Annotated in this window: 19 protein-coding genes; 12 read left to right on the top strand and 7 right to left on the bottom strand. The window is 71.7% G+C overall.

Features of this window, described 5'->3' with window-relative positions; genetic code table 11:
• Positions 1–42 precede the first annotated feature (42 nt).
• The 3 genes from Raf01_RS25405 to dnaG form a co-directional block, all read right to left on the bottom strand.
• Positions 43–1,500 carry an RNA-guided endonuclease InsQ/TnpB family protein gene (locus Raf01_RS25405; protein ID WP_275413047.1) on the bottom strand — a complete coding sequence of 486 codons (1,458 nt, stop codon included), beginning with the start codon at positions 1,498–1,500 and terminating at the stop codon, positions 43–45.
• 70 nt (positions 1,501–1,570) lie between these two features.
• The gene (locus Raf01_RS25400; protein ID WP_203920513.1) at positions 1,571–2,128 is read right to left on the bottom strand and encodes a hypothetical protein; all 558 of its coding nucleotides are present in this window, start codon (positions 2,126–2,128) and stop codon (positions 1,571–1,573) included.
• Between the two features lie 6 nt (positions 2,129–2,134).
• On the bottom strand, positions 2,135–3,982 hold the full coding sequence (gene dnaG / locus Raf01_RS25395; protein WP_203920512.1) for a DNA primase: 1,848 nt from the start codon (positions 3,980–3,982) through the stop codon (positions 2,135–2,137).
• Positions 3,983–4,136: 154 nt separating this feature from the next.
• On the opposite strand from dnaG, the gene Raf01_RS25390 reads away from it, so the two are divergent.
• Positions 4,137–4,463, top strand: a complete 327-nt coding sequence (locus Raf01_RS25390; protein WP_203920511.1) for a hypothetical protein — start codon at positions 4,137–4,139, stop codon at positions 4,461–4,463.
• Positions 4,464–4,467: 4 nt separating this feature from the next.
• Here the strand turns inward: Raf01_RS25390 and Raf01_RS25385 are convergent, their stop codons facing one another.
• On the bottom strand, positions 4,468–5,112 hold the full coding sequence (locus tag Raf01_RS25385) for a hypothetical protein (RefSeq protein WP_203920510.1): 645 nt from the start codon (positions 5,110–5,112) through the stop codon (positions 4,468–4,470).
• Positions 5,113–5,520: 408 nt separating this feature from the next.
• Between Raf01_RS25385 and Raf01_RS25380 the strand changes: the two genes are divergently transcribed.
• Together Raf01_RS25380 and Raf01_RS25375 are read left to right on the top strand one after the other, a co-directional pair.
• Positions 5,521–6,606, top strand: a complete 1,086-nt coding sequence (locus tag Raf01_RS25380; protein ID WP_239133917.1) for a hypothetical protein — start codon at positions 5,521–5,523, stop codon at positions 6,604–6,606.
• Positions 6,607–6,620: 14 nt separating this feature from the next.
• On the top strand, positions 6,621–7,043 hold the full coding sequence (locus Raf01_RS25375) for an SRPBCC family protein (protein WP_203920509.1): 423 nt from the start codon (positions 6,621–6,623) through the stop codon (positions 7,041–7,043).
• 13 nt (positions 7,044–7,056) lie between these two features.
• Here the strand turns inward: Raf01_RS25375 and Raf01_RS25370 are convergent, their stop codons facing one another.
• Both Raf01_RS25370 and Raf01_RS25365 read right to left on the bottom strand, forming a co-directional pair.
• Entirely contained in the window at positions 7,057–7,908 is an 852-nt protein-coding gene (locus Raf01_RS25370) for an alpha/beta hydrolase (RefSeq protein ID WP_203920508.1), read from the bottom strand.
• A gap of 81 nt (positions 7,909–7,989) precedes the next feature.
• A complete protein-coding gene (locus tag Raf01_RS25365; protein WP_239133893.1) occupies positions 7,990–8,526 on the bottom strand; it encodes a MarR family winged helix-turn-helix transcriptional regulator in 537 nt (178 codons plus the stop codon).
• A gap of 99 nt (positions 8,527–8,625) precedes the next feature.
• Between Raf01_RS25365 and Raf01_RS25360 the strand changes: the two genes are divergently transcribed.
• From Raf01_RS25360 to Raf01_RS25325, 8 genes are all read left to right on the top strand, one after another.
• On the top strand, positions 8,626–9,615 hold the full coding sequence (locus tag Raf01_RS25360) for a pirin family protein (RefSeq protein WP_203920507.1): 990 nt from the start codon (positions 8,626–8,628) through the stop codon (positions 9,613–9,615).
• A gap of 99 nt (positions 9,616–9,714) precedes the next feature.
• Positions 9,715–10,602 carry a helix-turn-helix domain-containing protein gene (locus tag Raf01_RS25355; RefSeq protein WP_203920506.1) on the top strand — a complete coding sequence of 296 codons (888 nt, stop codon included), beginning with the start codon at positions 9,715–9,717 and terminating at the stop codon, positions 10,600–10,602.
• A gap of 155 nt (positions 10,603–10,757) precedes the next feature.
• Positions 10,758–12,683, top strand: a complete 1,926-nt coding sequence (locus Raf01_RS25350) for a maleylacetate reductase and hydroxyquinol 1,2-dioxygenase domain-containing protein (RefSeq protein ID WP_203920505.1) — start codon at positions 10,758–10,760, stop codon at positions 12,681–12,683.
• A gap of 18 nt (positions 12,684–12,701) precedes the next feature.
• The gene (locus tag Raf01_RS25345) at positions 12,702–14,453 is read left to right on the top strand and encodes an FAD-dependent oxidoreductase (RefSeq protein WP_203920504.1); all 1,752 of its coding nucleotides are present in this window, start codon (positions 12,702–12,704) and stop codon (positions 14,451–14,453) included.
• Between the two features lie 88 nt (positions 14,454–14,541).
• Entirely contained in the window at positions 14,542–15,762 is a 1,221-nt protein-coding gene (locus Raf01_RS25340; RefSeq protein WP_203920503.1) for an MFS transporter, read from the top strand.
• 62 nt (positions 15,763–15,824) lie between these two features.
• Positions 15,825–16,184: a PadR family transcriptional regulator gene (locus Raf01_RS25335; protein ID WP_203920502.1), complete on the top strand. Its 360-nt coding sequence runs from the start codon at positions 15,825–15,827 to the stop codon at positions 16,182–16,184.
• A complete protein-coding gene (locus tag Raf01_RS25330; RefSeq protein ID WP_239133892.1) occupies positions 16,181–17,014 on the top strand; it encodes an ATP-binding cassette domain-containing protein in 834 nt (277 codons plus the stop codon). Before Raf01_RS25335 ends, Raf01_RS25330 begins: the two co-directional genes overlap by 4 nt.
• Positions 17,014–17,712: a hypothetical protein gene (locus Raf01_RS25325; RefSeq protein WP_203920501.1), complete on the top strand. Its 699-nt coding sequence runs from the start codon at positions 17,014–17,016 to the stop codon at positions 17,710–17,712. Before Raf01_RS25330 ends, Raf01_RS25325 begins: the two co-directional genes overlap by 1 nt.
• A gap of 9 nt (positions 17,713–17,721) precedes the next feature.
• Here Raf01_RS25325 and Raf01_RS25320 read toward each other — a convergent pair whose 3' ends face one another.
• On the bottom strand, positions 17,722–21,570 hold the full coding sequence (locus tag Raf01_RS25320; protein WP_203920500.1) for a glycoside hydrolase family 2 TIM barrel-domain containing protein: 3,849 nt from the start codon (positions 21,568–21,570) through the stop codon (positions 17,722–17,724).
• 123 nt (positions 21,571–21,693) lie between these two features.
• Here Raf01_RS25320 and Raf01_RS25315 point away from each other — a divergent pair, with 123 nt between their 5' ends.
• Positions 21,694–24,558, top strand: a complete 2,865-nt coding sequence (locus Raf01_RS25315) for an AfsR/SARP family transcriptional regulator (RefSeq protein ID WP_203920499.1) — start codon at positions 21,694–21,696, stop codon at positions 24,556–24,558.
• Positions 24,559–24,593 lie beyond the last annotated feature (35 nt).

Genomic DNA, 24,593 nt, shown 5'->3' with positions numbered 1-24,593 from the left:
GGTTTATGGACCTACCGCGTGTTTCATTAGTCCCTGTGGGATTCATGATCCACCGCCCTCCTCGGGCGTCCCTCCCACCGACATCCGGGCTGGGTGTGATGGTCGGGTTCTTCCGTCACGGGGGCTGGTTTCACTCACACGTAGGTGTGGGCCAGAGCCGTCCCCTCGGAAAGCGTTGATAACCGGGCCCCGTGCGTCGAGGTCCCGGGTCCGAGCGTGGTGCTGCTCGGCCCAGACAGCGAGGTTAACTGCCGCGTTGCGATCCCGGTCGGCCCGATACCCGCAGGCCCCGCACTCAAAGACACGCGCGGACAACGGCACCACTGCCGCGACCGTGTGGCACCGGGAGCAGGTCTTCGTGGACGGAAACCACCGATCCACCGCAATCTGTTGCCCGCCTCGCCACGACTGCTTGTAGGCGATGATCCGGCCCAGTTCACCCCAGGCGGCATCACCGATCGCTCCAGCAAGACGGTGATTGGCCATCATCCCGGTGATGTTCAAGGTCTCCAACGCCAGCCGATCGTGAGTCTGGACCAACTCGTTGGCAACCTCATGCAGCAACGCCTGCCGGACGTTCCGGATCCGGGCGTGGACCCGGCCGAGCCGGGCCACCGCTGTGGCCCGGTTCGCCGAGCCCTTCTTCTTGCGGCTGACCTGTCGGGACAGTCGCCGTAGCCGACCTTGGGCGGCCCGCAACGGCCTGGGCGGGTCGTCCTGACGGAACACCTGCTGTCCGGTGGCCCTCGCGGCGACCACGTACGCGGCAAGACCCCGGTCCACCCCCACCCAACCGGTCGGATCTCCGTCCGGGCGTGGCGGGTGCTGCCGGGCCGGGTGCAGGTCAGCCGCTTTCACCGTGACCGCGACCGTCCACCGCCCGGCCCGCCACGACACCGTTGCGGAGGCGATAGTGGCCCGCCCGGTGCGCAGCATCCGCCGCAGTTTGCGGGTGTCTTCCCGCACCTTCAACGTGCCGATGCGGGGCAGGGTCACCGACCGGGCAGCATCCTCACCGACCCGGATGCAGCCACGGCCACCGCTGGTCTTCTGCCGGATACGAAACGACCGCCGATCCCGACTCTTGTGCTTGAAACGGGGAAACCCCACCCGCCGCCCGGCACGCTGACCCCGACGGGAGGCACTGTACGCGTCCAGAGCCCGATCCAGGTCGACCGCGGCCTCCTCGAACACCTGAGCGCTGACCTCGGTCCGCCAGGCCAGACCGGTGGCCACCACCGCCACCTCACCAGATGCATCAGCGATCAGCAGCCGCCCGGCCGCCGCGGACACCTTCCACGCGTTGAACGTGTTAATCAGGTCGAACCGGGACCACGGCACCTCGACCGAAGAATCCACCGCCCGGGCCGTCAGAGCATCCTTCACCAGGCGAAGACACTGATTGTAGGCAAACCGTGACGCACCCGCATGCCGCGCCAACACCACCACCTGACTCGGCAACGGATCAACCGTGAACCGAAACGCGGTATGCCTGCCCACAGCCGCGCAGTATCCACGCAGCCACCGACAATTTCGAAAACACGGCCTAGCTAGGTCCTCCGACCGATGACTATGGAGTCACCTCGACGCTCGCCCGGGCCTGCGCCACCAGCTGCGCGGTGACCTCCCGGACGACCGGGTCGTCGTGGTCGACGCCGGGGTCGTAGCGGACCGTCCAGCGCAGCCCGTTCACCCCCGGTACCCGGCGGGCCGCCACCCGTACCCCGCCGCCGCCCGGCAGCGGATGGTGGGTGCTCGGGCCGACCGAGCGGGTGACCCGGGCCCGGACCTCCCCGGGCAGCTCACGCGGCTCGGCCAGCGGAAACCCGATGGTCGGCAGGTCCTCGACCACGTCGTACCCGTCGCCGTGATCGGCGACCCGGGCCGCGATGATCTCCAGCTTCTCGCCGGTCCAGGTGGCCTTGTGGATCTCGTTCCAGCCCAGCCTCGCGGGCGGCTCCGTGTCGGCTCCCGCCGTGCCGTTTCCCCTGGGCGGCCACAACCCACGGTTGGTGGCCACCAGGGCCCCATCGCCGCCGACCTCGGCCCAGGCCAGTATCCGCTCGTCCCGTTCCAGCGACGGACGGTACCGGTCGGGTAGCCGCTTCCGGCGCCCGAACAATGCCATGATCTTTTACCCCCCGGCGGCCTGCTCGCGCAGGGCCCGCGCATGCTGCTCCAGCGGTACCAGCTCCCCGAACAGCCGTAGGTGCTCATCGACGTGGGTCACCGGGTTGAGCCGCTGGAGCTTGGACTTCAACTCCATGATCCGCCTGGTCACGGCGGGCAGTTGCAGCCGGGCCAGGGTCACCGCCACATACCGCGGATCCGGCTCGCCGGACAGGTGCAGCGGAGTCACCGCCAGCTCGCCGACCAGCGCCTTGGCGGCGAGGTCGAGGCAGGTGTCGCGGACCTGCTCGACCCAGCCGGCGCCGCCGACCGCGGCCGACGCGCCGCCCGCCTCGGCGATCGCGTCCCGCACCGCGGCGTGCACCGGATGCTGATATGCCTCGGTCGGGATCGAGTCGAACATCGGGCCGGCGAGCACCGGCGCCTGGAGCGCCAGCTTGAGCGCCTCCCGCTCGACCGTGCCTTGTGGACTGTCCGCGGTGGCCTCGACGGCGGCCCTGGTCGGGGCCGTGGCGGTGCCGGCCCGGCCGGCGGCCGTGTTCACCGCCCGGAGCACCGGCTCCACGTCCATGCCCAGGTCGCCGGCGAGCTTGCGGGCGTACTCCGGCCGCTTCTCCCGGTCCTTGATCTTCGCGACCAGTGGCGCGGCCCGGCGCATGGCGTCGACCCGGCCCTCGACCGTGTCGAGGTCGAAGCGCGACAGCATGGAGCGCAGCGCGAAGTCCACCAGCGGCTCGCGGCGGGCCACCAGGTCGCGGACCGCCACGTCCCCCTTGGCCAGCCGCAGCTCGCAGGGGTCCATGTTGTCCGGGCCGACCGCGATGAACGTGCGCCCGACGAACCGCTGGTCGTCCTCGAACGCGCGCAGCGCCGCCTTCTGGCCGGCGGCGTCGCCGTCGAACGTGAAGATGATCTCACCGGCCACGCCGTCGGTGTCCATCAGCAACCGCCGCAGCACGCCGATGTGGTCGCTGCCGAACGCGGTGCCGCAGGTGGCCACGGCGGTCGGCACCTGCGCGAGGTGGCAGGCCATCACGTCGGTGTACCCCTCGACGACCACCACCCGGCCCTGCTTGGCGATCTCCCGCTTGGCGCGGTCGATGCCGTAGAGCACGTGGGACTTCTTGTAGAGCGGCGACTCCGGGGTGTTCAGGTATTTGGGCCCGTCGTCGTCATCGAACAGCTTGCGGGCCCCGAAGCCGATCACGTCGCCGGCCAGGTCGCGGATCGGCCACATCAGCCGGCGGCGGAACCGGTCGATCAGCGAGCCGGACCGGGCCGGCTTGGCCAGCCCGCCGGTGGTCAGCTCGGCCGTGCTGAACCCCCGCGCGCGCAGGTGCTTGACCAGGGCGTCCCAGGCGTCCGGGGCGAAGCCGCAGCCGTATGTCTGCGCGGTGTCCCGGTCGAACCCCCGCTGGGCCAGGAACTCCCGGGCCGCTCGCGCGCCGGGGGTGGCCAACTGCTCCGCGTAGAACTCGGCCGCGGCCCGGTGCGCCTCGACCAGGCGCTGGCGCTGACCCTGCTGGCGTACCGGGGCGGGGCCGGCCTCGACGTAGCGCAGCTGGATGCCGGCCCGGTTGGCCAGCCGCTCGATCGCCTCGACGAACGCCAGGTGCTCGGTCTCCATGACGAAGCGGATCGCGTCCCCGCCGGCGCCGCAGCCGTGGCAGAAGTAGACGTTGCGCGCCGAGGACACGGTGAACGACGGCGTCTTCTCGTCGTGGAACGGGCACAGGCCCTTGAGGTTGCCACCGCCCGCCGGCTTCAGCGTGACCTGCTCGGAGATCACGTCCACGATCGACGTGCGGTCACGGACCAGCGCGATATCCTCGTCGCGGATCTTGCCTGCCATCCGGTCGGGTCACCTCCGGCATATATCCTGCCCTGCCGCGGCTGGCTCCGACGAGCGGGCCGGCTGACGCGCCGGGCCGGGGCGCCGACGGACACGCCGGGGATGCCGGCCGGATCGCGTGCCGGGCGTGCGGGGTAAGCGGGAGGATCGAGGCATGGCGAAGGTACGCGACGAGCGGCTGGCCTGGCTCGCGGTACGCGACCGGCTCAACCGGCGCAGCCGCCGCCGGTCGGTGCTCGGCCGGCTCTTCGGCAACCTGACGCCCACCGGCACCGGGTTCGGCACCGACCTGTCCCGCGGCTCGGTGAAGTCGCGGATGATGCGGTACTCGTTCGCGGTCGACGACGTCGCCCAGCGGCTGACGCCCGAGGAGCGGCAGGCGCTGCGGGCGACCGGCCAGGTGCCGGACTGGTTCCTCGGTGCCGTGGAGAAGCGCTTCCGCGAGCTGCGCTGGCGCCGCAGGGGCGGCATCTTCGGCTGACGGCTCAGGTCAGCGCCTCGACCACGCGTTCGGCGAGTGCCTGGTGCCTGCGGTACGCGCTCGGGTACGCCGACCGCTGTACCGCCTGGGCCGCGGCCGCGACGCTGATGGACTGCCAGTTCCGTACCCGTACCAGTCGGTCGAAGAACAGCCCGGCCGACGCGGCCGGATCCATCAGCCGGGCCACCTGGCCCCACCCCTGGCTGGTCCGCTGCTGGAACAAGCCCACCGAATCATGGTCGGATCCGACAGCCTGATGGGGCAGGGCGAGCGACGCCGGCAGCCGACGGTTCGCCAGGTTGCGCAGGCTGCTCTCCTGCAGAGCGGTCGCGATGCCGATCACCATGGCGCGGTGCGGCAGCCCGCGCCGCTGGGCGACGGCCACGATGACGACGGCGTTGCCGGTCTGCACCTGGCTCAGGCCGGGAACCGACGGAGGCCGGGCCGGAGCCGACGGGGCGGGCGTGGGCGACGGGGTGGGGGTCTGGACCGGCGGGGTGTCGCGCGCCAGGTCCCGGGAGACCTCGTTGCCGGGGGCGCGCCACAGGTCGGCCGTACCGAGGGTTGCCGCGCCCGCCGGTGCCGCGCCGGCCTCGGAGGGCAGGCCCGGGTCGTACAGCACGATCCCGGAGGCCGCGATGGCCAGCACGCAGGCCGCCGAGGTCAGGAGGCTCCGGTATCGGCGGCGCCGTACCGGCCGACCGGAGACTGGTTCGAGGGGTAAGTGGGGGTCCGAACTGGATTGTTCGGACTCGTCGTCTTCGCTCCATATAGTCACGGTTCGTTAAACGCCTGAGATTGCCGTGCCGCCGCGACACGCCTCGCAAATCGCGCGACACGCCGGACGTACCGGCCCGATCTCACTCTCCCGGGGGAACCCTTGACGCAGGGTGCGGCCCGTCGACAGGCGCTACCCATGCGGGTGACCGGCGCTTAGAGTCGACCGGTGCGCCTGCCTCGCGTGACCGCCGTGCTCGCCGCCGGGCTCCTGCTCGGCACCGCCCTGACCGGCTGCGGCTCGGCCTCCGGCACCGCCGACTGGCGCGCCGCCGCGGCCATGCCGTCGGCTACCGCCAGCCCAGCCGCCAGCCCGACGCCCAGCCGGTCGGCCTCGCCCAGCCCGTCCGTTACCAAGCCCAGCACCGTCGCGCTGTTGAAGGCCGGCAACCCGAACGGCCACGCGGCGGTACCGGCGGAGGCGAAGGCGGTCGACACCACCCACCCGACCCGGGTGGTCGGCAACGGCACCCCGGCGAGCTGCACCTCAGCCGCCGTCGTCGCGGCGGTCGCGGCCGGCGGGATCATCACCTTCTCCTGCGGGCAGGCGCCGGTGACCATCACGATGAAGGCCACCGCGAAGGTGCGCAACACCACCTCCCGGGTGGTACTCGACGGCGGCGGGCTGGTGACCCTCAGCGGTGGAGGGGCACGCCGCATCCTCTACATGGACACCTGCGACGAGGCTCAGGTCTGGACCACCAGCCACTGCCAGAACCAGTCCAGCCCGCAGCTGACCGTGCAGAACCTGACGTTCGCCGACGGGAACTCCACCGGCGACCGGGCCGAAGGCGGTGGCGGCGGCGCCATCCTGGTGCGCGGCGGCCGGTTCAAGGTGGTCAACTCCAAGTTCGTCCGCAACCGGTGTGACCGCACCGGCCCCGACCTCGGCGGCGCCGCGATCCGGGTGCTCGACCAGTACCAGGGCCTGCCGGTGTACGTGGTCAACAGCACCTTCGGGGGTGCCTCCGGGCAAGGCGGCACGTGCTCCAACGGCGGCGCGCTGAGCAGCATCGGGGTGTCCTGGACGGTGCTCAACAGCCTCATGACCTACAACACCGCGGTCGGCAACGGCGCGAACCCGGCGAAGAGCGGCACCCCGGGCGGCGGCAGCGGCGGTGCCATCTACAACGACGGCAACACGTACACGCTGAAGATCGCTGGCTCGATCATCGAGAACAACCACGCGAACGAGGGTGGCGGCGCGGTCTTCTACGTCAGCAACGACCGCACCGGGACGATGAGCATCGACTCCTCGACACTGCGCGGCAACCGCAGTGACGGATTCGAGACCAGCGGCCTGCCTGGCATCTTCTTTCTTGGCGCGCACAAGCCAACGGTCACCGGTTCCACGCTCAGCCACTGATTCGGAGATGCAGAATGCACATCGAGATCACGGTCGACATCGAGGCCGATCCGGCGACGGTGTGGGAGGAGCTGATCGACGTCGAGCGCTGGCCGGAGTGGACCGCGTCGATGCGCGAGGTGAAGCGGCTGGACACCGGCCCGATGGCGCTGGGCAGCCGCGCCCGGATCCGGCAGCCGAAGATGCCGGTACTCGTCTGGGAGGTCACCGGATTCGAGGAGGGCCGCGAGTTCACCTGGTCCTCGCACTCGGCCGGGGTGAGCACGGCCGGCATCCACCGGGTGTCGGCCAACCCGGACGGGACCTCGACGGTGTTCCTCGCCGTCGACCAGACGGGTGTCCTCGCACCGCTGGTCGGCCTGTTCACCGGTGCGCAGACCCGCCGGTACCTCGGGCTGGAGGCACACGGGCTCAAGCACCGCAGCGAGGGCGCCTGACCGCGCCGCGTCGTCAAGCGTGCTTGAGGGTCGCGCGACGCTGCGCCGCACGCGCCTCCTGCAGCGACCACGACAGGGCGTAGTCGGCCACCTCTTCCCAGCCCTCCTGGCCGAGCGTGTAGTGGCAGCGGTACGGGTACTGCTTGACGTCCGTGATCGCGGTGCCCTTGCGGTAGTGGTTGGCGTTGTCCAGGACCAGCGACGGCGGGCTGACCCGGTCCTGCCCGCCGACGATGAACAGCAGCGGCGCGCGGTTGTTGTTGCCGAAGTCCACCTTCGTGGCCGCGTGCGGCGCGAAGTTGGCCAGCCCGGCCTCGAACACGACGTGGCCCGCGGCCGGTATGTAGTACCGGTCGTAAACCGCCCTCGATTCCTCTTCCGTCAGGCAGTTCGTGAACGACTCGTGGAACTGCTCGTGAGTCAGCGGCACCGCCTTGCGGGAGTTGGCCGGGTTCTTCAGGACCGGCAGCACTGACTTGATCGTCGAGCTCGACATGCGCGCGATGCCCTTGACCGCGGCGGAGCCAATGGTGACCCCGGCGGCGCCCAGGCCACAGTCGAGGAGTACCTGGACGAAGGCTCCGCCGAACGAGTGACCCATGATGATCGGCGGGCTGGGCATCTGCCGGATGATGGCCCGGTAGTACTCGATGATCTGGTCGATCTCCAGGCGTTCGAGCGGCGTCGAGTCCTGGCGCAGGGACTCGACCTCACCCTCCAGCCCGGGCCAGGCCGGCGCCAGTACCTCGAACCCGGCGGCCCGGTACCGATCGATCCAGTGCTCCCAGGAACGCGGGGTCATCCACAGTCCGTGAATCAGCACGATCGTGCCGGGATCCGCCCCGGTGTCCTGGTTGCCGGCCATCGCGCCTCCCGGTCGGACCGCTCGTTGCGTACCCGATCAGTCTGACGGTTTCCGCGCGGCGCTTCGCCCGATTGGCGGTGTTCAGCCGGCCCGGGCCGCCGAGATGCGCCGGGCGTGTCCGTCTCCGCGAGAATCCGGCTCCGGCTGCGCTCCCCCGGCTCGGGGTCGCTGGAGGGCGTCCGCCACCTGGCCGAACGCCTCGGCGAGGTGATCGACCTGCGCCGGGGTGAGCTGATCGAACAGGTGCTCGCGCACCGCGGTGACATGGCCCGGAGCCGCCGCCGCGAGCTTGGCCAACCCGGCAGGTGTCAGCTCGGCGTGGGTACCGCGACGGTCGTCCTCGCACTCGACCCGGCGCACCCAGCCGAGCTGCTCCAGCCTGGTCACCGCCCGGGTCACGCCGCTGCGGGTGGACATCGTCGCGTCCGCCAGGTCCCGCATCCGCAGCCGTCGCCCGGGCGCCTCGGACAGCTTCACCAGCAGTTCGTAGTCGGTGAAGGAGACCTCCGCGTCGGTCTGGAGCTGCTGGTCGAAGGCGCGGATCATCAGCCTCGTCGCATCCAGGTAGGCCCGCCAGGCCCGCTGCTCCTCGGCGTCCAGCCAACGGGTGTCAGTCACGATGCCGAGCCTACCGGGCCGCCGGGAATAGTTGACTGAGCAACGACCTTTGGTAGAGTGACTTTAGTTGACGCCGCAAATATTGGGAGCTGAGACACGATGCCCGCCGTGACCGTCGAGAACCCGCTGGCCCTGCCGCTGGTCCGCCGCACCGACCCGACCACCGAGCACGATCGTCCGGTCGTCTCGGTCACCACCGCGCCCTCGGGTTACGAGGGCGAGGGCTTCCCGGTCCGCCGTGCCTTCGCCGGGGTGGACCTGCGCGCCCTGGACCCGTTCATCCACATGGACCAGATGGGTGAGGTGGAGTACGCCCCGGGTGAGCCCAAGGGCACCCCGTGGCACCCGCACCGCGGCTTCGAGACTGTGACCTACATGATCGATGGTGAGTTCCAGCACTCCGACTCCAACGGTGGCGGTGGTCTGATCACCAACGGCGACACCCAGTGGATGACCGCCGGCGGCGGAATCCTTCACATCGAGGTACCGCCGGAGCACCTGATCGCCTCGGGCGGCCTGTTCCACGGCTTCCAGCTCTGGGTCAACCTGCCCAAGGCGCAGAAGTTCGTCGCGCCGCGCTACCAGGACATCCGGGCGGGCAACGTTGCGCTGCTCGCGTCCCCGGACGGCGGCGCCCTGCTGCGGGTCATCGCCGGCGAGGTCGACGGGCACACCGGGCCGGGCTCGACGTACACGCCGATCACGCTGGTGCACGCGACGCTGAGCCCGGGTGCCTCGGTGACCCTGCCGTGGCGCAAGGACTTCAACGCCCTGGCGTACGTGATGAACGGCGACGGTACCGTCGGCGCCGAGCGCCGGCCGGTCCACCTCGGCCAGCTCGCGGTGTACGGCGCCGGTGACGCGATCACCATCACCGCCAACGCCGCGCAGGAGTCCCGCAGCCCGAACCTGGACGTGCTCATCCTCGGCGGCCGGCCGATCCGCGAGCCGGTGGCCGCCTACGGCCCGTTCGTGATGAACACCCGCGCCGAGCTGATGCAGGCGTTCGAGGACTACCAGGCCGGCCGGCTGGGCTCCATCCCGGCCGCGCACCTGGGCGTCGACGCCAGCACTCCCGACGCCGAGTAACCGCACACCGCTCCGGCCCCGTCCGCTGAACCCGGACCGGGCCGGAGCGCGTTCATACGGGGAAGAGGGCAGTCCGGACGGCGGCGAGGGGAGCCGGCGATGAATGAGCTGACCGTACGGGAGACGAACGGCATCCTGCGCCAGCCGTGGATCGACCCGCGGCGCACCAGTGCCGGACTCGGCTGGGACCAGCTCTACGTGTCGACTCAGCGGGAGCAGCCGTACCAGGCCGGGTTCGACGCCGCACCCACCCACCTGGTGATCCTGCATCTCAACGGGCCGGTTGCGGTGCGCCGCGGTCATCTCGGCCTGACCGAGTCCCGTACCGTGCCGCCCGGTGCGTTCTTCATGCACCCGGCGGGCAAGGATCTCGACGTCGAGCTGGGCGGCGAGCTGGACACCGTGCACGTCTACCTCACCGACGCGGCCCTGCAGGACGCACACGACGAGGACGCGCCGGTGCGGCTCGCCGAGGAGCTGGGCACCGTCGACCCGCTGCTGGAACAGATCGTGCTCTCGCTCGACGGGGTACTGAAGCACTGGGAGCCGTCCGCCCGCACGTACGTCGACCACCTCGGCGCGCTGCTGGCCGCGCAACTGGCCCGCCGTCACGCCGGGACGGGCCGGCCGGTGCCCGAGCCGAAGCGCCCGGGGCTCGGCAGCCGGCAGTACGCGGCGGTCTGCGAGCTGATGCGCGAGCGGCTGTCCGAACCCGTACCGCTGACCGACATGGCCGCCGTCGCGGGCCTGTCGGTCAGCCAGTTCTCCCGCCAGTTCAAGGCGAGGACCGGTCTGGCCCCGCACCGGTTCCTCATCCGGCTGCGGGTCGACGCCGCGCTGCGGCTGCTGCGCGAGGGCGCCATGCCGATCGCGGAGGTCGCCACGTGCTGCGGGTTCTCGCATCAGGAGCACCTGACCCGGGTGTTCTCGGCCCATCTGGAGACCACCCCGGCTGCGGTCCGGCGTTCCGGGCTGACCGCCGCTTAAGCTCACGCAACGCCGGTCGCGCGCACCGCCCGCGACACCCGCGGCGGACGCGCTTTTCATGCAGGCAGCACAGCAGATAAATGCAGGAAACGCCGGTTGGGCCCGGTGGAGACTGGGTACGGCAGCCACCCGGCCGGTACGAGAGGTGGTTCCTTATGCGGTCGTTCGTGTACTCCTCCCATCCGTCGAGGGTGCTGTTCGGCGCGGGTACCGTGCGTCAGCTGCCCTACGAGGTGGATCGGCTGGGCGGCAGCCGGGTACTTGTGCTGGGCCGGGGCGATACCGGCGAGGCGGTCTGGAAGCGCCTGGGCGCGTTGGGTGTCGCACAGTTCCCGGACGCCGCCATGCACACCCCGGTCGAGGTGACCGAGCGGGCCCTGGCCATGCTGGCCGAGTACGGCATCGACTGCCTGGTGTCCGTCGGCGGCGGCACGAGCACCGGACTGGGCAAGGCGATCGCGATCCGGACCGGGCTGCCGCACCTCGCGGTACCCACGACGTACGCGGGCTCGGAGGTCACGCCGGTACTCGGCGAGACCATAGGCGGCGAGAAGACCACCCGGACGGCGCCCGGCATCCTGCCGGAGACCGTCGTCTACGACGTCGAGCTGACCCTCGGGCTCCCGGTGCCGGTATCGGTGGCCAGCGGCGTCAACGCGATGGCTCACGCGGTCGAGGCGCTCTACTCCCCCGACGCGAACCCGGTCATCGACGGCTTCGCGCTCCAGGCCATCGCCGCGATGGCCGGCGCGCTCCCGCGCATCGCCGAGGATCCGTCCGATGTGGACGCACGGGAGGAGGCGCTGCGAGCCGGCTGGCTCGCCGGCACCTGCCTGGCCGGCGTCGGCATGGGCCTGCATCACAAGCTGTGCCACGTCCTGGGCGGTACGTTCAACCTCCCGCACGCGCAGACGCACACCGCCATACTTCCGCACGCCATGGCGTACAACGCCCCGGCCGCCCCGGACGCGATGCGGTCCATCGCCGAGGCGTTGGGGACCGGCGACGCGCCGACCGGCGTGTACGACCTCATCGCCGCCCTGGACGGGCCGACGTCACTCGGCGCGCTGGGCATGCCCGAGGCCGAACTGCCCCGCGCCGCCCTGCTCGCCCTCACCAGCGCCACCAGGTCCCCGTACCCGAACCCGCGGGAGATCACCCTCTCCGGGGTGGAGGGACTGCTGCGCGACGCGTGGTCGGGCCGGCGCCCGGAGCGGCCCGCGGACGCGGGGCCCGACCTCGGCCGGCTCACCCGGCAGGTGGTCGACAGCTTCGCCGGCTCTCCGAACCCGCGGGTCGGCGCGCTGCTCGCCGACCTGGTGCGGCACCTGCACGACTTCGTCCGGAGCAACGACGTCACCGAGGAAGAATGGCTCTATGCCATCGATTTCCTGACCCGTACCGGCCAGATCTCGAGCCCCAAGCGGCAGGAGTTCGTGCTGCTGTCCGACACCCTCGGGGTGTCCAGCGTGGTGGACGCGCTGACCAACTCGCGCACCCCGCAGACAACGCCGTCGGCGGTGCTCGGCCCGTTCTACGTGTCCGGCCCGCCGAAAGCCGAACCCGGCGCGGACATCTCCGCCGGGCTGCCCGGTACTCCGCTGTGGGTCGACGTGCGGGTGGAGGATCCCAGCGGCAAGCCGGTGGCCGGCGCGGTCGTGGACGTCTGGCAGTCCAATGAGGACGGTTTCTACGACGTGCAGCTGCCCGAGTTGACCGGGCCGGCGCTGCGCGCCCGGTTCGAGGCCGACGCCGAGGGCCGGATCCGGTTCTGGTCGATCCTTCCCTCGGAGTACCCGATCCCCGGCGACGGGCCGGTCGGCCAGCTGCTGGACGCGGTGGGCCGCCACCCGTACCGTGCCCCGCACCTGCACTTCATGATCATGGCCTACGGTTACCGCCGCCTGGTCACCCAGCTGTTCGTGTCCGGCGGCGCGTACCTGGACTCGGACACCGTCTTCGGGGTCAAGGACGACCTGATCGTCGACTTCGCACCGGGCCGGGGGCCCGCGCCCGCGGGTCGCGAGGTGGACGGACCGTGGCACCGGCTGGAGTACACGTTCCGCATCGCACCCGCCTGAGAGGTTGGAGGAGCACGGATGTCCGACGTCGTCGAGACCGACGTTCTCGTGGTCGGCAGCGGACCGGCGGGTGGAGCCGCCGCGCTGCTGCTGAGCACGTACGGGGTCGCCAACATCCTGGTGACCAAGTACGGCCGGCTCGCCGACACGCCCCGGGCACACATCACCAACCAGCGCACCATGGAGGTGCTGCGCGACGCGGGCGTCGAGGACCAGGTCGTCGCGCAGGCCACCCCGCAGCACCTGATGGGCGACACGGTGTTCTGCACCAGCCTGGCCGGCGAGGAACTGGGTCGGTTGCACACCTGGTACACGCATCCGGCCCGGCTGGCCGACCACACGCTGGCGTCCCCGTCGCGCATCTGCGACATGCCGCAGCATCTGATGGAACCGGTACTGGTGAACAACGCCGTGGCCCGGGGCACCACGCTGCGGTTCGACACCGAGTACCTGTCGCTGGAGCAGGACGCCGACGGAGTGACCGCGACCGTCCTGGACCGGGTGCGCGGCGACCGATACGAGATCCGGGCCAAATACCTGATCGGCGCAGACGGTGGGCGCAGCAAGGTGGCGGCCGACATCGGACTGCCGATGGTCGGCCAGATGGGTGTCGCCGGCAGCGTCAACATCCTGTTCGACGCGGACCTGGACGACCTGGTGGCGCACCGGCCGAGCATCCTGTACTGGGTGCTGCAGACCGGATCGGACGTCGGCGGCATCGGCATGGGCCTGGTGCGCTGCGTGCGGCCGTGGCACGAGTGGCTGATCGTCTGGGGGTACGACATCACCGGCGAGCCGCCGGAGCTGACCGAACAGTACGCGCGCGAGGTCGTGTACCGGCTGCTCGGCGACGACTCGATCCCGGTGAAGATCCGGTCGTCCTCGCTCTGGACGGTCAACCACCTGTATGCCGAGCGCTACCACCGGGGTCGGGTGTTCTGCGCGGGCGACGCGGTCCACCGCCACCCGCCGTCGAACGGGCTCGGCTCGAACACGTCCATCCAGGACGCGTACAACCTGGCCTGGAAGCTGAAGCTGGTGCTCGACGGCGCAGCCGACCCGTCGCTGCTGGACACGTACTCGGCCGAGCGGGCGCCGGTCGGCAGGCAGATCGTGGATCGGGCCAACCAGAGCATCGGTGAGACCGGCCGCATCTTCGACGCGCTGGGCCTATTGTCCACAGAGGACCCGGACGAGATGCTGAAGAACATCGAGTCACGCAAGTCGGCCACACCGGAGGGGGAACGCCGGCGGCAGTTGCTGCGGGAGGCGATCGCCTTCAAGGACTACGAGTTCAACACGCACGGCGTGGAGCTGAACCAGCGGTACCGGTCGGCGGCCATGGTGCCGGACGGCAGCGAACCGGCGTTCCCGCGCGACGAGCAGCTGTACCATCACGCGACCACCTGGCCCGGCGCGAAGCTCCCGCACGCGTGGCTCGGCCGGGACCGGCAGCGTCTGTCCACTTTGGACCTCGGCGGCCACGGCCGGTTCACGGTGCTGACCGGCGTCGGCGGCGAGGCGTGGATCGACGCCGCCGCCGAGGCCGCGGCGGCGCTCGGCGTCACCGTCCGGGGATGTGTCATCGGCCCCGGGGCGCAGTACGAGGACCTGTACGGCGACTGGGCCCGGCTGCGTGAGGTGGGCGACACCGGGTGCGTCCTGGTCCGGCCGGACAACCACGTCTGTTTCCGGCACCCGGCGGCCGGCCCGGACGCCGCCGGCCTGCTGACCGGCGCCCTGAGGCAGGTACTCGGCCGGGTTATCTAGCCCACATTGTCACCGCGGTCACTTCGCCCGCCGGCAGGGGCGGGTCAGTCTCGGACCGGGCAGGTCGAGACGGAAGGGGCGCGTGGGCATGGCGACGACGCGGGAAGCGGCCGCGACGGCGGTACGCCCGGCCGGGACGCCGGGGCGGTCCCGCTGGCTCGCCGCGGGCGTGGCGGTCTGCACCGTCGGCTGGGGCGCCAACCAGTTCGCGCCGATGGTCCTGCTCTACCGGGCGAGGCTGGGCCTGTCCGCCGCGGTCGTCGAGGGCACCTTCGGCATGTACGCGATCGGCCTGATGCCCGGGCTGCTGGTTGCCGGTCGGGTCTCGGACCGGGTCGGCCGGCGGCCGGTCGTCATGTTCTCCGTCGCGCTGTCGATGGTCGCCGGGATCGTGCTGGCGTTCGGCGCGCACGGGGTCGGTTGGCTGTTCGCCGGCCGGGTGGTCATGGGGGTGGCCAGCGGCTGCGCGTTCAGCGCGGGCAGTGCGTGGATCAAGGAGCTGTCCGCGCCGCCGTACGAGGCCGCGGTCGCCGGCGCGGGTGCCCGGCGGGCCAGCGTCGCGATGACCGTCGGCTTCGGCGCCGGGCCGCTGGTCGCCGGGGCCCTCGCCCAGTGGGCGCCGTGGCCGACCACGCTGCCGTACGCGCCGCAGTTGGCGTTGGCCGCCTACGCGGTCGTCCTGGTGGCCCGGCTGCCGGAGACCGTGACGCGGAGCCCTTCCGCGAGCCGTGTCGGGTTGGGCGTCCACGGGCTCGGTGAGCGCCGGTTCCGCTGGGTGGTTCTTCCGCTGGCGCCGTGGGTGTTCGGCGCGGCGGCCATCTCGATGGTGTTCGTACCCGGCCTGGTCATCGACCGGGTGCACGGGATCGCGGTCTTCTTCGGCGCGCTGGCCGCCGTGTGCACCGCCATGGCCGGGGTACTGGTTCAGCCGCTAGCCCGGCGCCTCGACCGGCGGGACGGGCCGCACCTGCTGGTGGCCGGCATGTCCCTGGTGACCGTGGGGCTGGTCATCGAGGCCGGCGTGGCGGCCGCCGGCCAGCCGATCCTGGCGCTGCCGGCCGCCGCGGTGCTCGGCTGCGGGTACGGGTGTTGCATGGTGTACGGCCTGGCCGAGGTGCAGCGGATGTCCCGGCCCGAGGAGTTGGCCACGCTGACCGCGGTGTTCCAGGCCGCCACCTACATCGGCTTCGGCGCACCGACTCTGCTGTCGGTCCTGGAGTCCTACTCCTCCCCCACCGTGCTTCTGCTGGCGGTCGCCGGACTCGCCGCCCTGACCCTCGCGGTCACGAGCCGGCAGGCCCGGCGCTGACCGACCGCCTTTTCCCGCTAGGTTGCGGCGCCATCTAGATAGCTGTGCTAGCGTCCGGTGTCGTGGATCAGGAGCGGCGCAGCCAGTGGCTACGGGGCGTGCTGGACATGTGCGTGCTGGCCATGGTGTCCGGCGGCGAGTCGTACGGGTACCACCTCGTCCAGGCGGTGGAGGCGGCCGGACTCGGGCCGATCAAGGGCGGGACGTTGTACCCGGTGCTGCTGCGCCTGGAGAGCACCGGCCTGGTCGCGACCGACTGGCGGCAGGGCCCGTCGGGTCCGGCCCGCAAGTACTACCGGATCACCGCAGCGGGGCAGGCGACGCTGCGCCAGGCGGTGCTCGACTGGCAGTCGTTCAGCTCGGACGTGAACGCGATCCTGCAGAGGGGCAACGCGATCCTCCAAGAAGGGCAGAGCACGTGACGATCAATGACGGATGGCTGCGCGACCTCGGCATGGAACTGCGCCGCCGGGGTGTGCCCGGCGGAACCGCGGACCATGTCGTCGCCGAGGCGGCGACCCACCTGCGCGACAGCGGCGAGCCACCGATGGCCGCCTTCGGCCCGGCCGGCGCGTACGCCGCGGTCGTCTCGGACAGCGTCGGCGCCGCGTGGCGGCGGGCGCGCAGACCGGCACCCGGACCGATGCGGCTGCGGGCACGCGGGATCGTCAAGCGGTATCGGCGCCGGGACGTGCTCTCCGGGGTGGACCTGACCGTACACGCGGGCGAGGTGGCCGCCGTGATCGGCGCGAACGGCTGCGGGAAGAGCACGTTCCTGCGCATCTGCGCCGGCCTGATCAGCCCGGACAAGGGCACCGTGCAGGTCGACGGCAGCATCGGGTACTGCCCGCAGGACGGCGGCACCATCGACTTCCTGCGCCCCGAGGAGCACTTCGTCCTCGTCGGCGGAGGGCGGAACTGGTCGCGGGAACGGTCCCGGGCCAAGGGCCGCGCGGCGGCGGCGACGCTGGACTGGGACGCCTCGACGCCGATGTTGAGCCGGCACCTGTCCGGGGGCACCCGGCAGAAGCTCAACCTGGTGATGGCCGGGCTGAGCGAGCCTGACGTGCTGCTGCTCGACGAGCCCTATCAGGGCTTCGACCGCGGCACGTACCTGGACTTCTGGGAGCAGGTCTGGCGCTGGCGGGACAGCGGCCGGGCCGTGGTCGTGGTCACCCACATGCTCAACCAACTCGACCTCGTGGACACGGTGCTCGATCTGAGCGGGGCGAACCGGGAGAGGTGGTCGTGATGAGGAAGCTGGGCGTCGTCGCCGACATGACGCTGCGCGAGATGCTGCGCCGGCGCGGTGTGCTGATCCTGCTGCTCGCGCTGCCGCTGGCGTTCTACGTGGTGCGCCGCAACGGGTACACCGGCGAGTCGATCCGGGCGCTGTTCCTCGGGCTGTCCTGGGCGATCAGCACGGCCGCGCTGTTCTCCGCGTCGGCGGGGCGGGCGGTCGAGCCGCGGCTGCGGTTGTCCGGGTACCGCAGCCACCACCTGTACCTGGGACGGCTGGCCGCCCTGCTGGTACTCGGCACCGGCATCGCGGTACCGCTGCTGGCGCTGGTGGCCCTCGATCCGGCGCAGGACAAGGTGCGCACCGGCGGGGTGGCGCTGGCCATGCTGCTGTGCGTGACCGTCGCCGCCCCGTTCGGGCTGCTGGTCGCCGCGCTCGTGCCGCGTGAGCTGGAGGGCACCCTGGTGCTGCTGGTCGTCGTCGGCATGCAGATGGTCGTCGACCCGGCGGGCGCCGGGGCCAAGGTGATGCCGTTCTGGTCCAGCCGGGAGATCGGCACGTACGCGGTCGACCACACCGGCTCCGGGTACCTCGACCGGGGGCTGGTGCACGGCGTCGCGTTCACCCTCGCGCTGGCGCTGCTGGTCGCGGTGCTGTCCAGCTACCGGCTGCGTACCCGCTCGCACATGCGATTCGCCTCCGGCCGCTGACAGGAGCGGTCAGCGGGCGGTGAACCGCAGCGTGTAGGTCCGCTGGGTGAGCCCGTCCTCCGCCGTCACGATGACCGCGCCGGTGCCGGGTACCGCCGGCGGCGGCACGACCAGCAGCCGGCCGTTGTCCGCGACCTGCGCGCCGATCTGCGGGGTACCCGGCCCCGCGGTCACCGTGTACGACGTGGTGGACGGGTCGAACCCGGACACCGGCCGGCCGTCCACGGTCAGCTTCACCAGTGCCGCCGAGGACTGGTAGCTGACCGCGTCCCCGATGACCGCCAGCTCGGTGACCTGGAAGAAGCCGTTGGTGGCGTCCGGGGCCGCGCTGGTCAGCTCCAGCCGCACCTCGGTCGTGCCGACCGGGTCGAACGTCAGGGTGGCGACCGTGCCGGTCCAGGCGACCGACAGCCCGCGCACCGACACCAGGTCGGCTCCGCGCCGGTAGCTGACCGAAATCGCGGCGGGCAGCGTGTGCCTGGTGTCGACCACGAAGTTCGCCGTCACCGAGCCGAACCGCTGCGCGTTGGGCCAGCTGACCGACACCCAGTCCGAGCGCCGGGCGGTGTTGAACGCGGGCAGCAGCGCGGTGGCGGCCTTGCTGTACGCGTTGGACCACCCGCCGGAGCCGGTCGTCCCGTCCAGCATCGCGGCCGGCAGCGTGTTCGGGGCACCCGAGTAGCTGGCATCCGCCTCGGGGTGCGCCGGGCCGCCCGGGCTGGCCAGGTTCGCGCCGGCCAGCACGTCGCCGGTGACGCGTACGGTGGCCCGAGCCGACAGGCCGCCGGAGACGGTACCCGTGACGGTGAACTGGCCGGGCACCGCGTACCGGGCCGGCGGCACGTGCGCCCACGCGACCGGTACGGCGAGGTCGACTCCGTCGCTGTAGACCAGCCGCAGGGTGGCCGGCAGGACCGGTGGCGTACCGGCACCCACCACGGTCGAGTACGTCTCCACCGAGGCCGGCGCGTACACGGTGAGGCTCGCCCGCGCCCGCAGCGGAGTACCCGCCACCGACCCGGAGACCTGATACACGCCGGTGTGGTGCCGCGAGGACTCGGGCGGCGCCGACCAGTGGACCGGCAGCGCGCGCTGGCTGCCGTCGCCGTACACCCCGGTGACGGTGCCGGGCAGCCGGGGCGAGGAGCCCAGCGGGGTACGCAGGACGACCGGATCCAGCGCGACCAGCCGGGTACCGGAGGAGTCCGCCGCGTACAGCGAGTCGAGGGCGTACACCGACGCGACGGCCGGCAGCAGGTCGGCCGCGGTCGCGGTCACGGTGATCCGTCCGGCCTGCCCGGCGCACCGCACGATCGCCAGCGCCTTGCCGGCCCAGGTCTCCCGGGTGTCGGTGTTCTGGTACCGCTCCGCGCTCTCCTGCCGCCCGTTGTCCAGTCCGGCCAGCACCGCGCCGTCGACCTGGAAGCTGACCGGGTGCGCCCCGCCCGGTACGACCACGCCGTGCGCGTCAACGATCTCGGCGGTCAGGTATACCAGCGAACGGCCGTCCGCCTCCACCACCCTGCGGTCCGGGGTGAGCCGCACCGCGTGCGCCGACCCGGCGGTGCGCAGTTCGTCCCTGGCGACCTCGGCACCGTGGCGGCGCGCCACCGCGGTCAGGGTGCCCGGCGCGAACGGCACGGTCCAGGTCAGGTGCAGCTTCCCCGCGCTGCCGTTCGGGCTGGTGTAGCTGCCCGGATAGGGGCCGGCCGTAACTGTCTTGTCGTCGTGGGTCGCTTCGGTGGTCTCCAGGTACTCCGCACCGTACGTGGTGGTCTTCCGGTCGAAGGTGCGGACGCCGAGGCTGTGCCCGTCGAGGAACAGCTCCACAGTGTCCACATTGGAGTATGCCCACACCTCGACCGGCTCGCCCGGCTCGTGGTCGGTCCAGTTCATCGGCAGCAGGTGCACCATCGGCTCGGTGGTCCACTGGCTGCGGAACAGGTAGTACATGTCCTTCGGGAAGCCGGCGGTGTCCACCGCGCCGAAGAACGACGCCTTGACGGGAAAGACGGAGTAGGGCGTGGGTTCGCCGATGTAGTCCATACCGGACCAGAGGAACTGGCCGGCGAAGAACTCCCGGTCGCGGTCCTTCTTCAGGCCGTACTCGCCGCTCATCGTCCAGGACGCGAGATTGTTGTCGTACGAGGAGGTGCCGCGCCGGTTCGGCGTGTAGTTTTCGCCGGTGTTGAGGTGCTCCGGCTCCTGGTACACGCCGCGGGTCGAGGTCTCCGAGGACGACTCCGACTCGAACAGGAACAGGTGCGGGTAACGGGCGTGCAGCGCGTCCACCGACGCGGCGGTGTTGTAGTTCAGGCCCAACCCGTCGAGTTTGGCCAGCATCAGGTCGGCGGGCGAGCCGACGGCCGGCAGGCCCCGGTACTTGTCCGACCCGATGACCACCGGCCGCGTGCTGTCGATCGCCCGGATGTCGTCGATCAGCCGCTGGCCCATCGCCAGCCCGGCCGCCGAGGTCGAGTCCGGGATCTCGTTGCCGATCGACCACATGATGACCGCGGGCGAGTTCTTCGCCGCGTCGACCATCTCGGTGATGTCGGCGTCGCTGTTGGCGTCGAAGAAGCGGCCGTAGTCGTACCGGTTCTTGCCGGTGTGCCAGCAGTCGAACGCCTCGACCATCATGACGATCCCGAGCTGTTCGCAGACCTGGACCATCTCCGGCGACGGCGGGTTGTGCGAGGTGCGGAACGCGTTGACACCCATGCTCTTCATGAGCTTCATCTGGCGCACCAGCGCGTCGGTGTGCACCGCCGAGCCGAGCGCGCCCTGGTCGTGGTGCAGGTCGACGCCGCGGAGCTTCAGGTGGGTACCGTTCAGGGAAACGCCGTGGTCGGGGTCGATCCGCACGTACCGGATGCCGAACGTGGTCAGGTACGTGTCCACCACCCGTCCCGCCACCGACAGCTCGGTACGCAGGGTATACAGCGCAGGGTGGTCGACCGACCACAGTTGCGGATGGGTCACCTGGATCGTGGTGGTGTCGGTGTATCCGTCCGGTGTCACGGTCGCGTCAGCGGTCGCCCGGCCCACCTGCCGGCCGGCCGGGTCCAGGACGGTCGAGGTGATCCGCACCGCGGTCGCGGTCCCGGACTCGTTCGCGACCCGGGTGCTGATCCGCACGCCGGCCCGGCCCGACCCGATCGTGTCGGCCAGGTCGGGGGTGGTGACGAAGGTGCCCCAGCGGGCCACGTGCACCGGGTCGGTGACGACCAGCCGGACGTTGCGGTACAGCCCGCTTCCCGAATACCACCGGCTGCTCGGCAGCTGGTTGCGCACCTGGACCGCGACCACGTTCGCGGTGACCCCGTCGGTGTGTACCCGGCCGGTCAGGTCGAGGCTGAACCCGGTGTACCCGTACGGGTGGCCGCCCACCAGGGTGCCGTTGACATACACGGACGAGTCCATGTAGACCCCGTCGAACTCGATCGACACCCGCTTGCCGGCCAGCGAGGCAGGCAGCGTGAACGACTTGCGGTACCAGCCCAGGCCGCCGTGGAAGTAGCCGGTGCCGCCACCGGTGTCCGACGCCTGCTCCGGAGCGAGTTCGATGCTCCAGTCGTGCGGCACGTCCACGGTGCGCCACCCGGGATCGTCGAAGCCCGGCGCCGCCGCGTCCGCGTACTGGCCCGTCGGGTCGGTCGCCGCGTACGGGTTGACCAGCGCGAACCGCCACGACCGGCCGAAGTCGATGGTGCGGTCGGTGGTCCCGGGCACGTGCTGCGGCCCCGACGAGGGCGTGCCTCTGGCGGCCAGCGCGACGGACGGCTCCAGGACGCCGGCCGCTGCGACGAGCGGCCCGACCGCGCCGGCGATGAGGACGGATCTGCGCTTGAGAGTCACGGGCGGGCTCCTCGGGGTGCGCGGGCTGGGCCATCTAGCGCCGTCGATAGTCGACAAATTCAATCACGAATCGACACGGGTTGTCATCGGTCGGTCCTCCGCAGGGCGGGCGACTGAGCGTCGGTGAGCGAGAATCGGTGTGTGGACTTCCGGCTGCTCGGCCGCCTTGAGGCGACGCGCGATGGCCGGCCCGTGGAACTGGGCCGGCGCAGGGAGCGGTGTCTGCTCGGTGTGCTGCTGCTGGAGGCGAACAGCCCGATCACCATCGACCGGCTGGTCGACCTGCTGTGGGAGGGGCAGCCGCCCTCGACCGCCCGGTCCAGCCTGCACACCCACGTCTCCCGGCTGCGCGCCCAGCTCGACCCGGACGGCACCGGCCGCTACGGCGTCCGGCTGGTCAGCCGGGGCGGCGGGTACGCCGTGGAGGTGGCACCGGACAGCGTGGACGCGCACCGCTTCCAGGCCATGGTCGAGCGGGCCCGCATCGTGAGCCCGGCCGACCGTACCGGCCTGTTGCGGCAGGCCCTGGCGCTGTGGCGCGGACCGGTGCTCGCCGACGTGGCGTCCGACCGGCTGCGGGAACGGATCGCGGCCGAGCTGACCGAACTGCGGATGTCGGCCACGGAGCTGATGATCGAGACCGAGCTGGCCGCCGACCGGCCCCGCGACCTGGTCGGTGAACTCGCCGGGTTGCACGCCGAGCACCCGTACCGGGAGCGGCTGGCCGGCCAGCTGATGCTCGCCCTGTACCGGGCCGGTCGGCACGCCGACGCGCTGATCGTGTACCAGCAGCTCGCCGATCGGCTCGCCGAGGACCTCGGCGTGGACCCCGGCCCCGAGCTGAGCGAGCTGCACACCGCGATCCTGCGCCGGGACCCGGGGCTGATCCGGTCCCGTCCCGCGGCCCAGACGCCACGACAGCTGCCGGCGGCAAGCAGGCTGTTCACCGGCCGGGCCGACGAGCTGGGGGCGCTGACCAAGACGCTGACCGGCGTGACCGACCGGGACACGACCGTGGTCGTCTCGGCCATCGGCGGCGCCGGCAAGACCTGGCTGGCGTTGCACTGGGCGCACCAGAACCTCGACCGGTTCCCGGACGGGCAGCTGTTCGTCAACCTGCGCGGGTTCGATCCGTCCGGGCAGCCGATGGCCCCGGCGACCGCGCTGCACGGATTGCTGGACGCGCTCGGCGTCGCGCCCTCCGCGGTACCCACCGATCTGGACGCGCAGATCGGCCTGTACCGCAGCCTGCTCGCCACCCGGCGGATGCTCATCGTGCTGGACAACGCGCGCGACGCCAGTCAGGTGGCACCGCTGCTGCCCGGCTCCCCGACCTGCACGGTGATCGTGACCAGCCGAGACCGGCTCACCGGCCTGATCAACGGTTACGGCGCGTTGCCGCTGCAGCTGGACATACTCGACGAGGCGCAGGCCCGCGACCTGCTGGCCCGGCGGCTGGGCGAGGAACGGCTGGCCGGCGAGCCCGAGGCGGTCACCGCGCTGGTCAACGGTTGTGGCGGCCTGCCGCTGGCGCTGGGCGTCGTGGCGTCCCGGGCGGCCCTGGCACCGCACCTTCCGCTGGCGGCCATCACCGCGGAGTTGCACGACGCGACCACCCGGCTCGGCGCGTTCGACGAGGACGACCCGCAGGCGAGCCTGCGCGCGGTCCTCTCCTGGTCGTACGCGGCGCTCACCGGCGCCCAGGCCCGGCTGTTCGGGTTGCTGGGCTCGGCGGCCGGCCCGGACATCGGCCTGCCCGCCGCCACCGCGCTGGCCGGACTGCCCACCGACGAAGTCACCGCGATCCTGCGCGCGCTGCAACGCCAGTCGCTCATCCAGCAGCACTCCCCCGGCCGCTGGCGGATGCACGACCTGATCCGCCTGTATGCCGCCGAGCGCGCCGAGCGCGACCAGCCCGAGGACCACGTCGCCGGGCTGCGCCGCCTGGTCGGCTTCTATCTGAACACCGCGCACGCGGCCGACCGGCTGCTGGACCCGACCCGGCCGGGGCACGGCTGGGCCGTCGTCGACCCGGCGCCGGGCATCCCCGCTCATCCGTTGCCCGACCGGGCCGCCGCCCAGGCGTGGCTGGACGACGAGCACCTGTGCGTCCAGGCCGCCCAGCAACTGGCCGCCCGGCAGGGCTGGCACGCCGAGACGTGGCAGCTGGCCTGGTCCCTGAACACGTTCTACGGCTGGCGGGGTCACCTGCACGACCTGGTCACCGTGTGGCGGTGCGGGTTGGCCGCCGCGCAACTGCTCGGCGATCCGGCGGTCGAGGCGCTGGCCCACCGGTACCTGGGGCGGGCCTGCATCCTGGTCGGGCAGCACGTAGAGGCCGCCGATCAGCTGCACCGCTCCCTGTCGCTCGCGGAGCAGGCGGCCGACCTGCCCGGACAGGCCCGGGCGCACTGGACACTCGCCTGGGCCTCGGAGTGGCGGGGTGACAACGAGCGTGCGCTGGAGCACGCCACCCGCGCCCTGGAGCTGTATCGGGCGTGTGGCGACCCGGTCGGCGAGGGCGGTGCGCTCAACGTGGTGGGCTGGTACGCGACCCGGCTGGGCCACTACGACCAGGCCCGTACCCACCTGGAGTCCGCGCTGATCGTGTCCCGCGACACCGGCAACCGCGTCGGTGAGGCGGACACGCTGGACAGCCTCGGCCTGGTGGCGCACCACACCGGCCAGTACGCCGAGGCGATCGACCACTACCAGAAGGCCCTGGCGGTGTACCGCGACCTCGGCAACGAGTACGAGGAGGCCGACACGCTGGAGCGGCTGGGCGAGACGTACGCCGCGACCGGCGAGCGCGGCCCGGCCCGACGTGCCTGGCGCGAGGCGCTACGGCTGTTGCGGGCGCAGCGACGCAGCCCGGACGCCGAGCGGGTCGAGCGGCGGCTGCGCCACGTCGGCGGGTCAGGCGGGTCGGGCGGGTCGCCGACCGTCCCCGGCCGACGGGCGGGCCCGAGCCGGCAGCGGCCGGACTGACGCGGCGCGCGACGGAGCCGACCCGGCTGCGCAGG

The sequence above is a fragment of the Rugosimonospora africana genome (assembly GCF_016862975.1).
GTDB classification, from domain to species: Bacteria; Actinomycetota; Actinomycetes; order Mycobacteriales; family Micromonosporaceae; genus Rugosimonospora; species Rugosimonospora africana.
This window is presented reverse-complemented; position numbering and strand designations above follow the sequence as displayed.

What these genes read in the sequence shown, in the direction of transcription:
- Raf01_RS25350 (WP_203920505.1), top strand. Translation starts at nt 10,758, where the DNA reads ATGCGGTCGTTCGTGTACTCCTCCCATCCGTCGAGGGTGCTGTTCGGC.
- Raf01_RS25325 (WP_203920501.1), top strand. Translation starts at nt 17,014, where the DNA reads ATGAGGAAGCTGGGCGTCGTCGCCGACATGACGCTGCGCGAGATGCTG.
- Raf01_RS25390 (WP_203920511.1), top strand. Translation starts at nt 4,137, where the DNA reads ATGGCGAAGGTACGCGACGAGCGGCTGGCCTGGCTCGCGGTACGCGAC.
- Raf01_RS25345 (WP_203920504.1), top strand. Translation starts at nt 12,702, where the DNA reads ATGTCCGACGTCGTCGAGACCGACGTTCTCGTGGTCGGCAGCGGACCG.
- Raf01_RS25380 (WP_239133917.1), top strand. Translation starts at nt 5,521, where the DNA reads ATGCCGTCGGCTACCGCCAGCCCAGCCGCCAGCCCGACGCCCAGCCGG.
- Raf01_RS25360 (WP_203920507.1), top strand. Translation starts at nt 8,626, where the DNA reads ATGCCCGCCGTGACCGTCGAGAACCCGCTGGCCCTGCCGCTGGTCCGC.
- Raf01_RS25340 (WP_203920503.1), top strand. Translation starts at nt 14,542, where the DNA reads ATGGCGACGACGCGGGAAGCGGCCGCGACGGCGGTACGCCCGGCCGGG.
- Raf01_RS25355 (WP_203920506.1), top strand. Translation starts at nt 9,715, where the DNA reads ATGAATGAGCTGACCGTACGGGAGACGAACGGCATCCTGCGCCAGCCG.
- Raf01_RS25370 (WP_203920508.1), bottom strand. Translation starts at nt 7,908, where the DNA reads ATGGCCGGCAACCAGGACACCGGGGCGGATCCCGGCACGATCGTGCTG.
- Raf01_RS25400 (WP_203920513.1), bottom strand. Translation starts at nt 2,128, where the DNA reads ATGGCATTGTTCGGGCGCCGGAAGCGGCTACCCGACCGGTACCGTCCG.
- dnaG (WP_203920512.1), bottom strand. Translation starts at nt 3,982, where the DNA reads ATGGCAGGCAAGATCCGCGACGAGGATATCGCGCTGGTCCGTGACCGC.
- Raf01_RS25375 (WP_203920509.1), top strand. Translation starts at nt 6,621, where the DNA reads ATGCACATCGAGATCACGGTCGACATCGAGGCCGATCCGGCGACGGTG.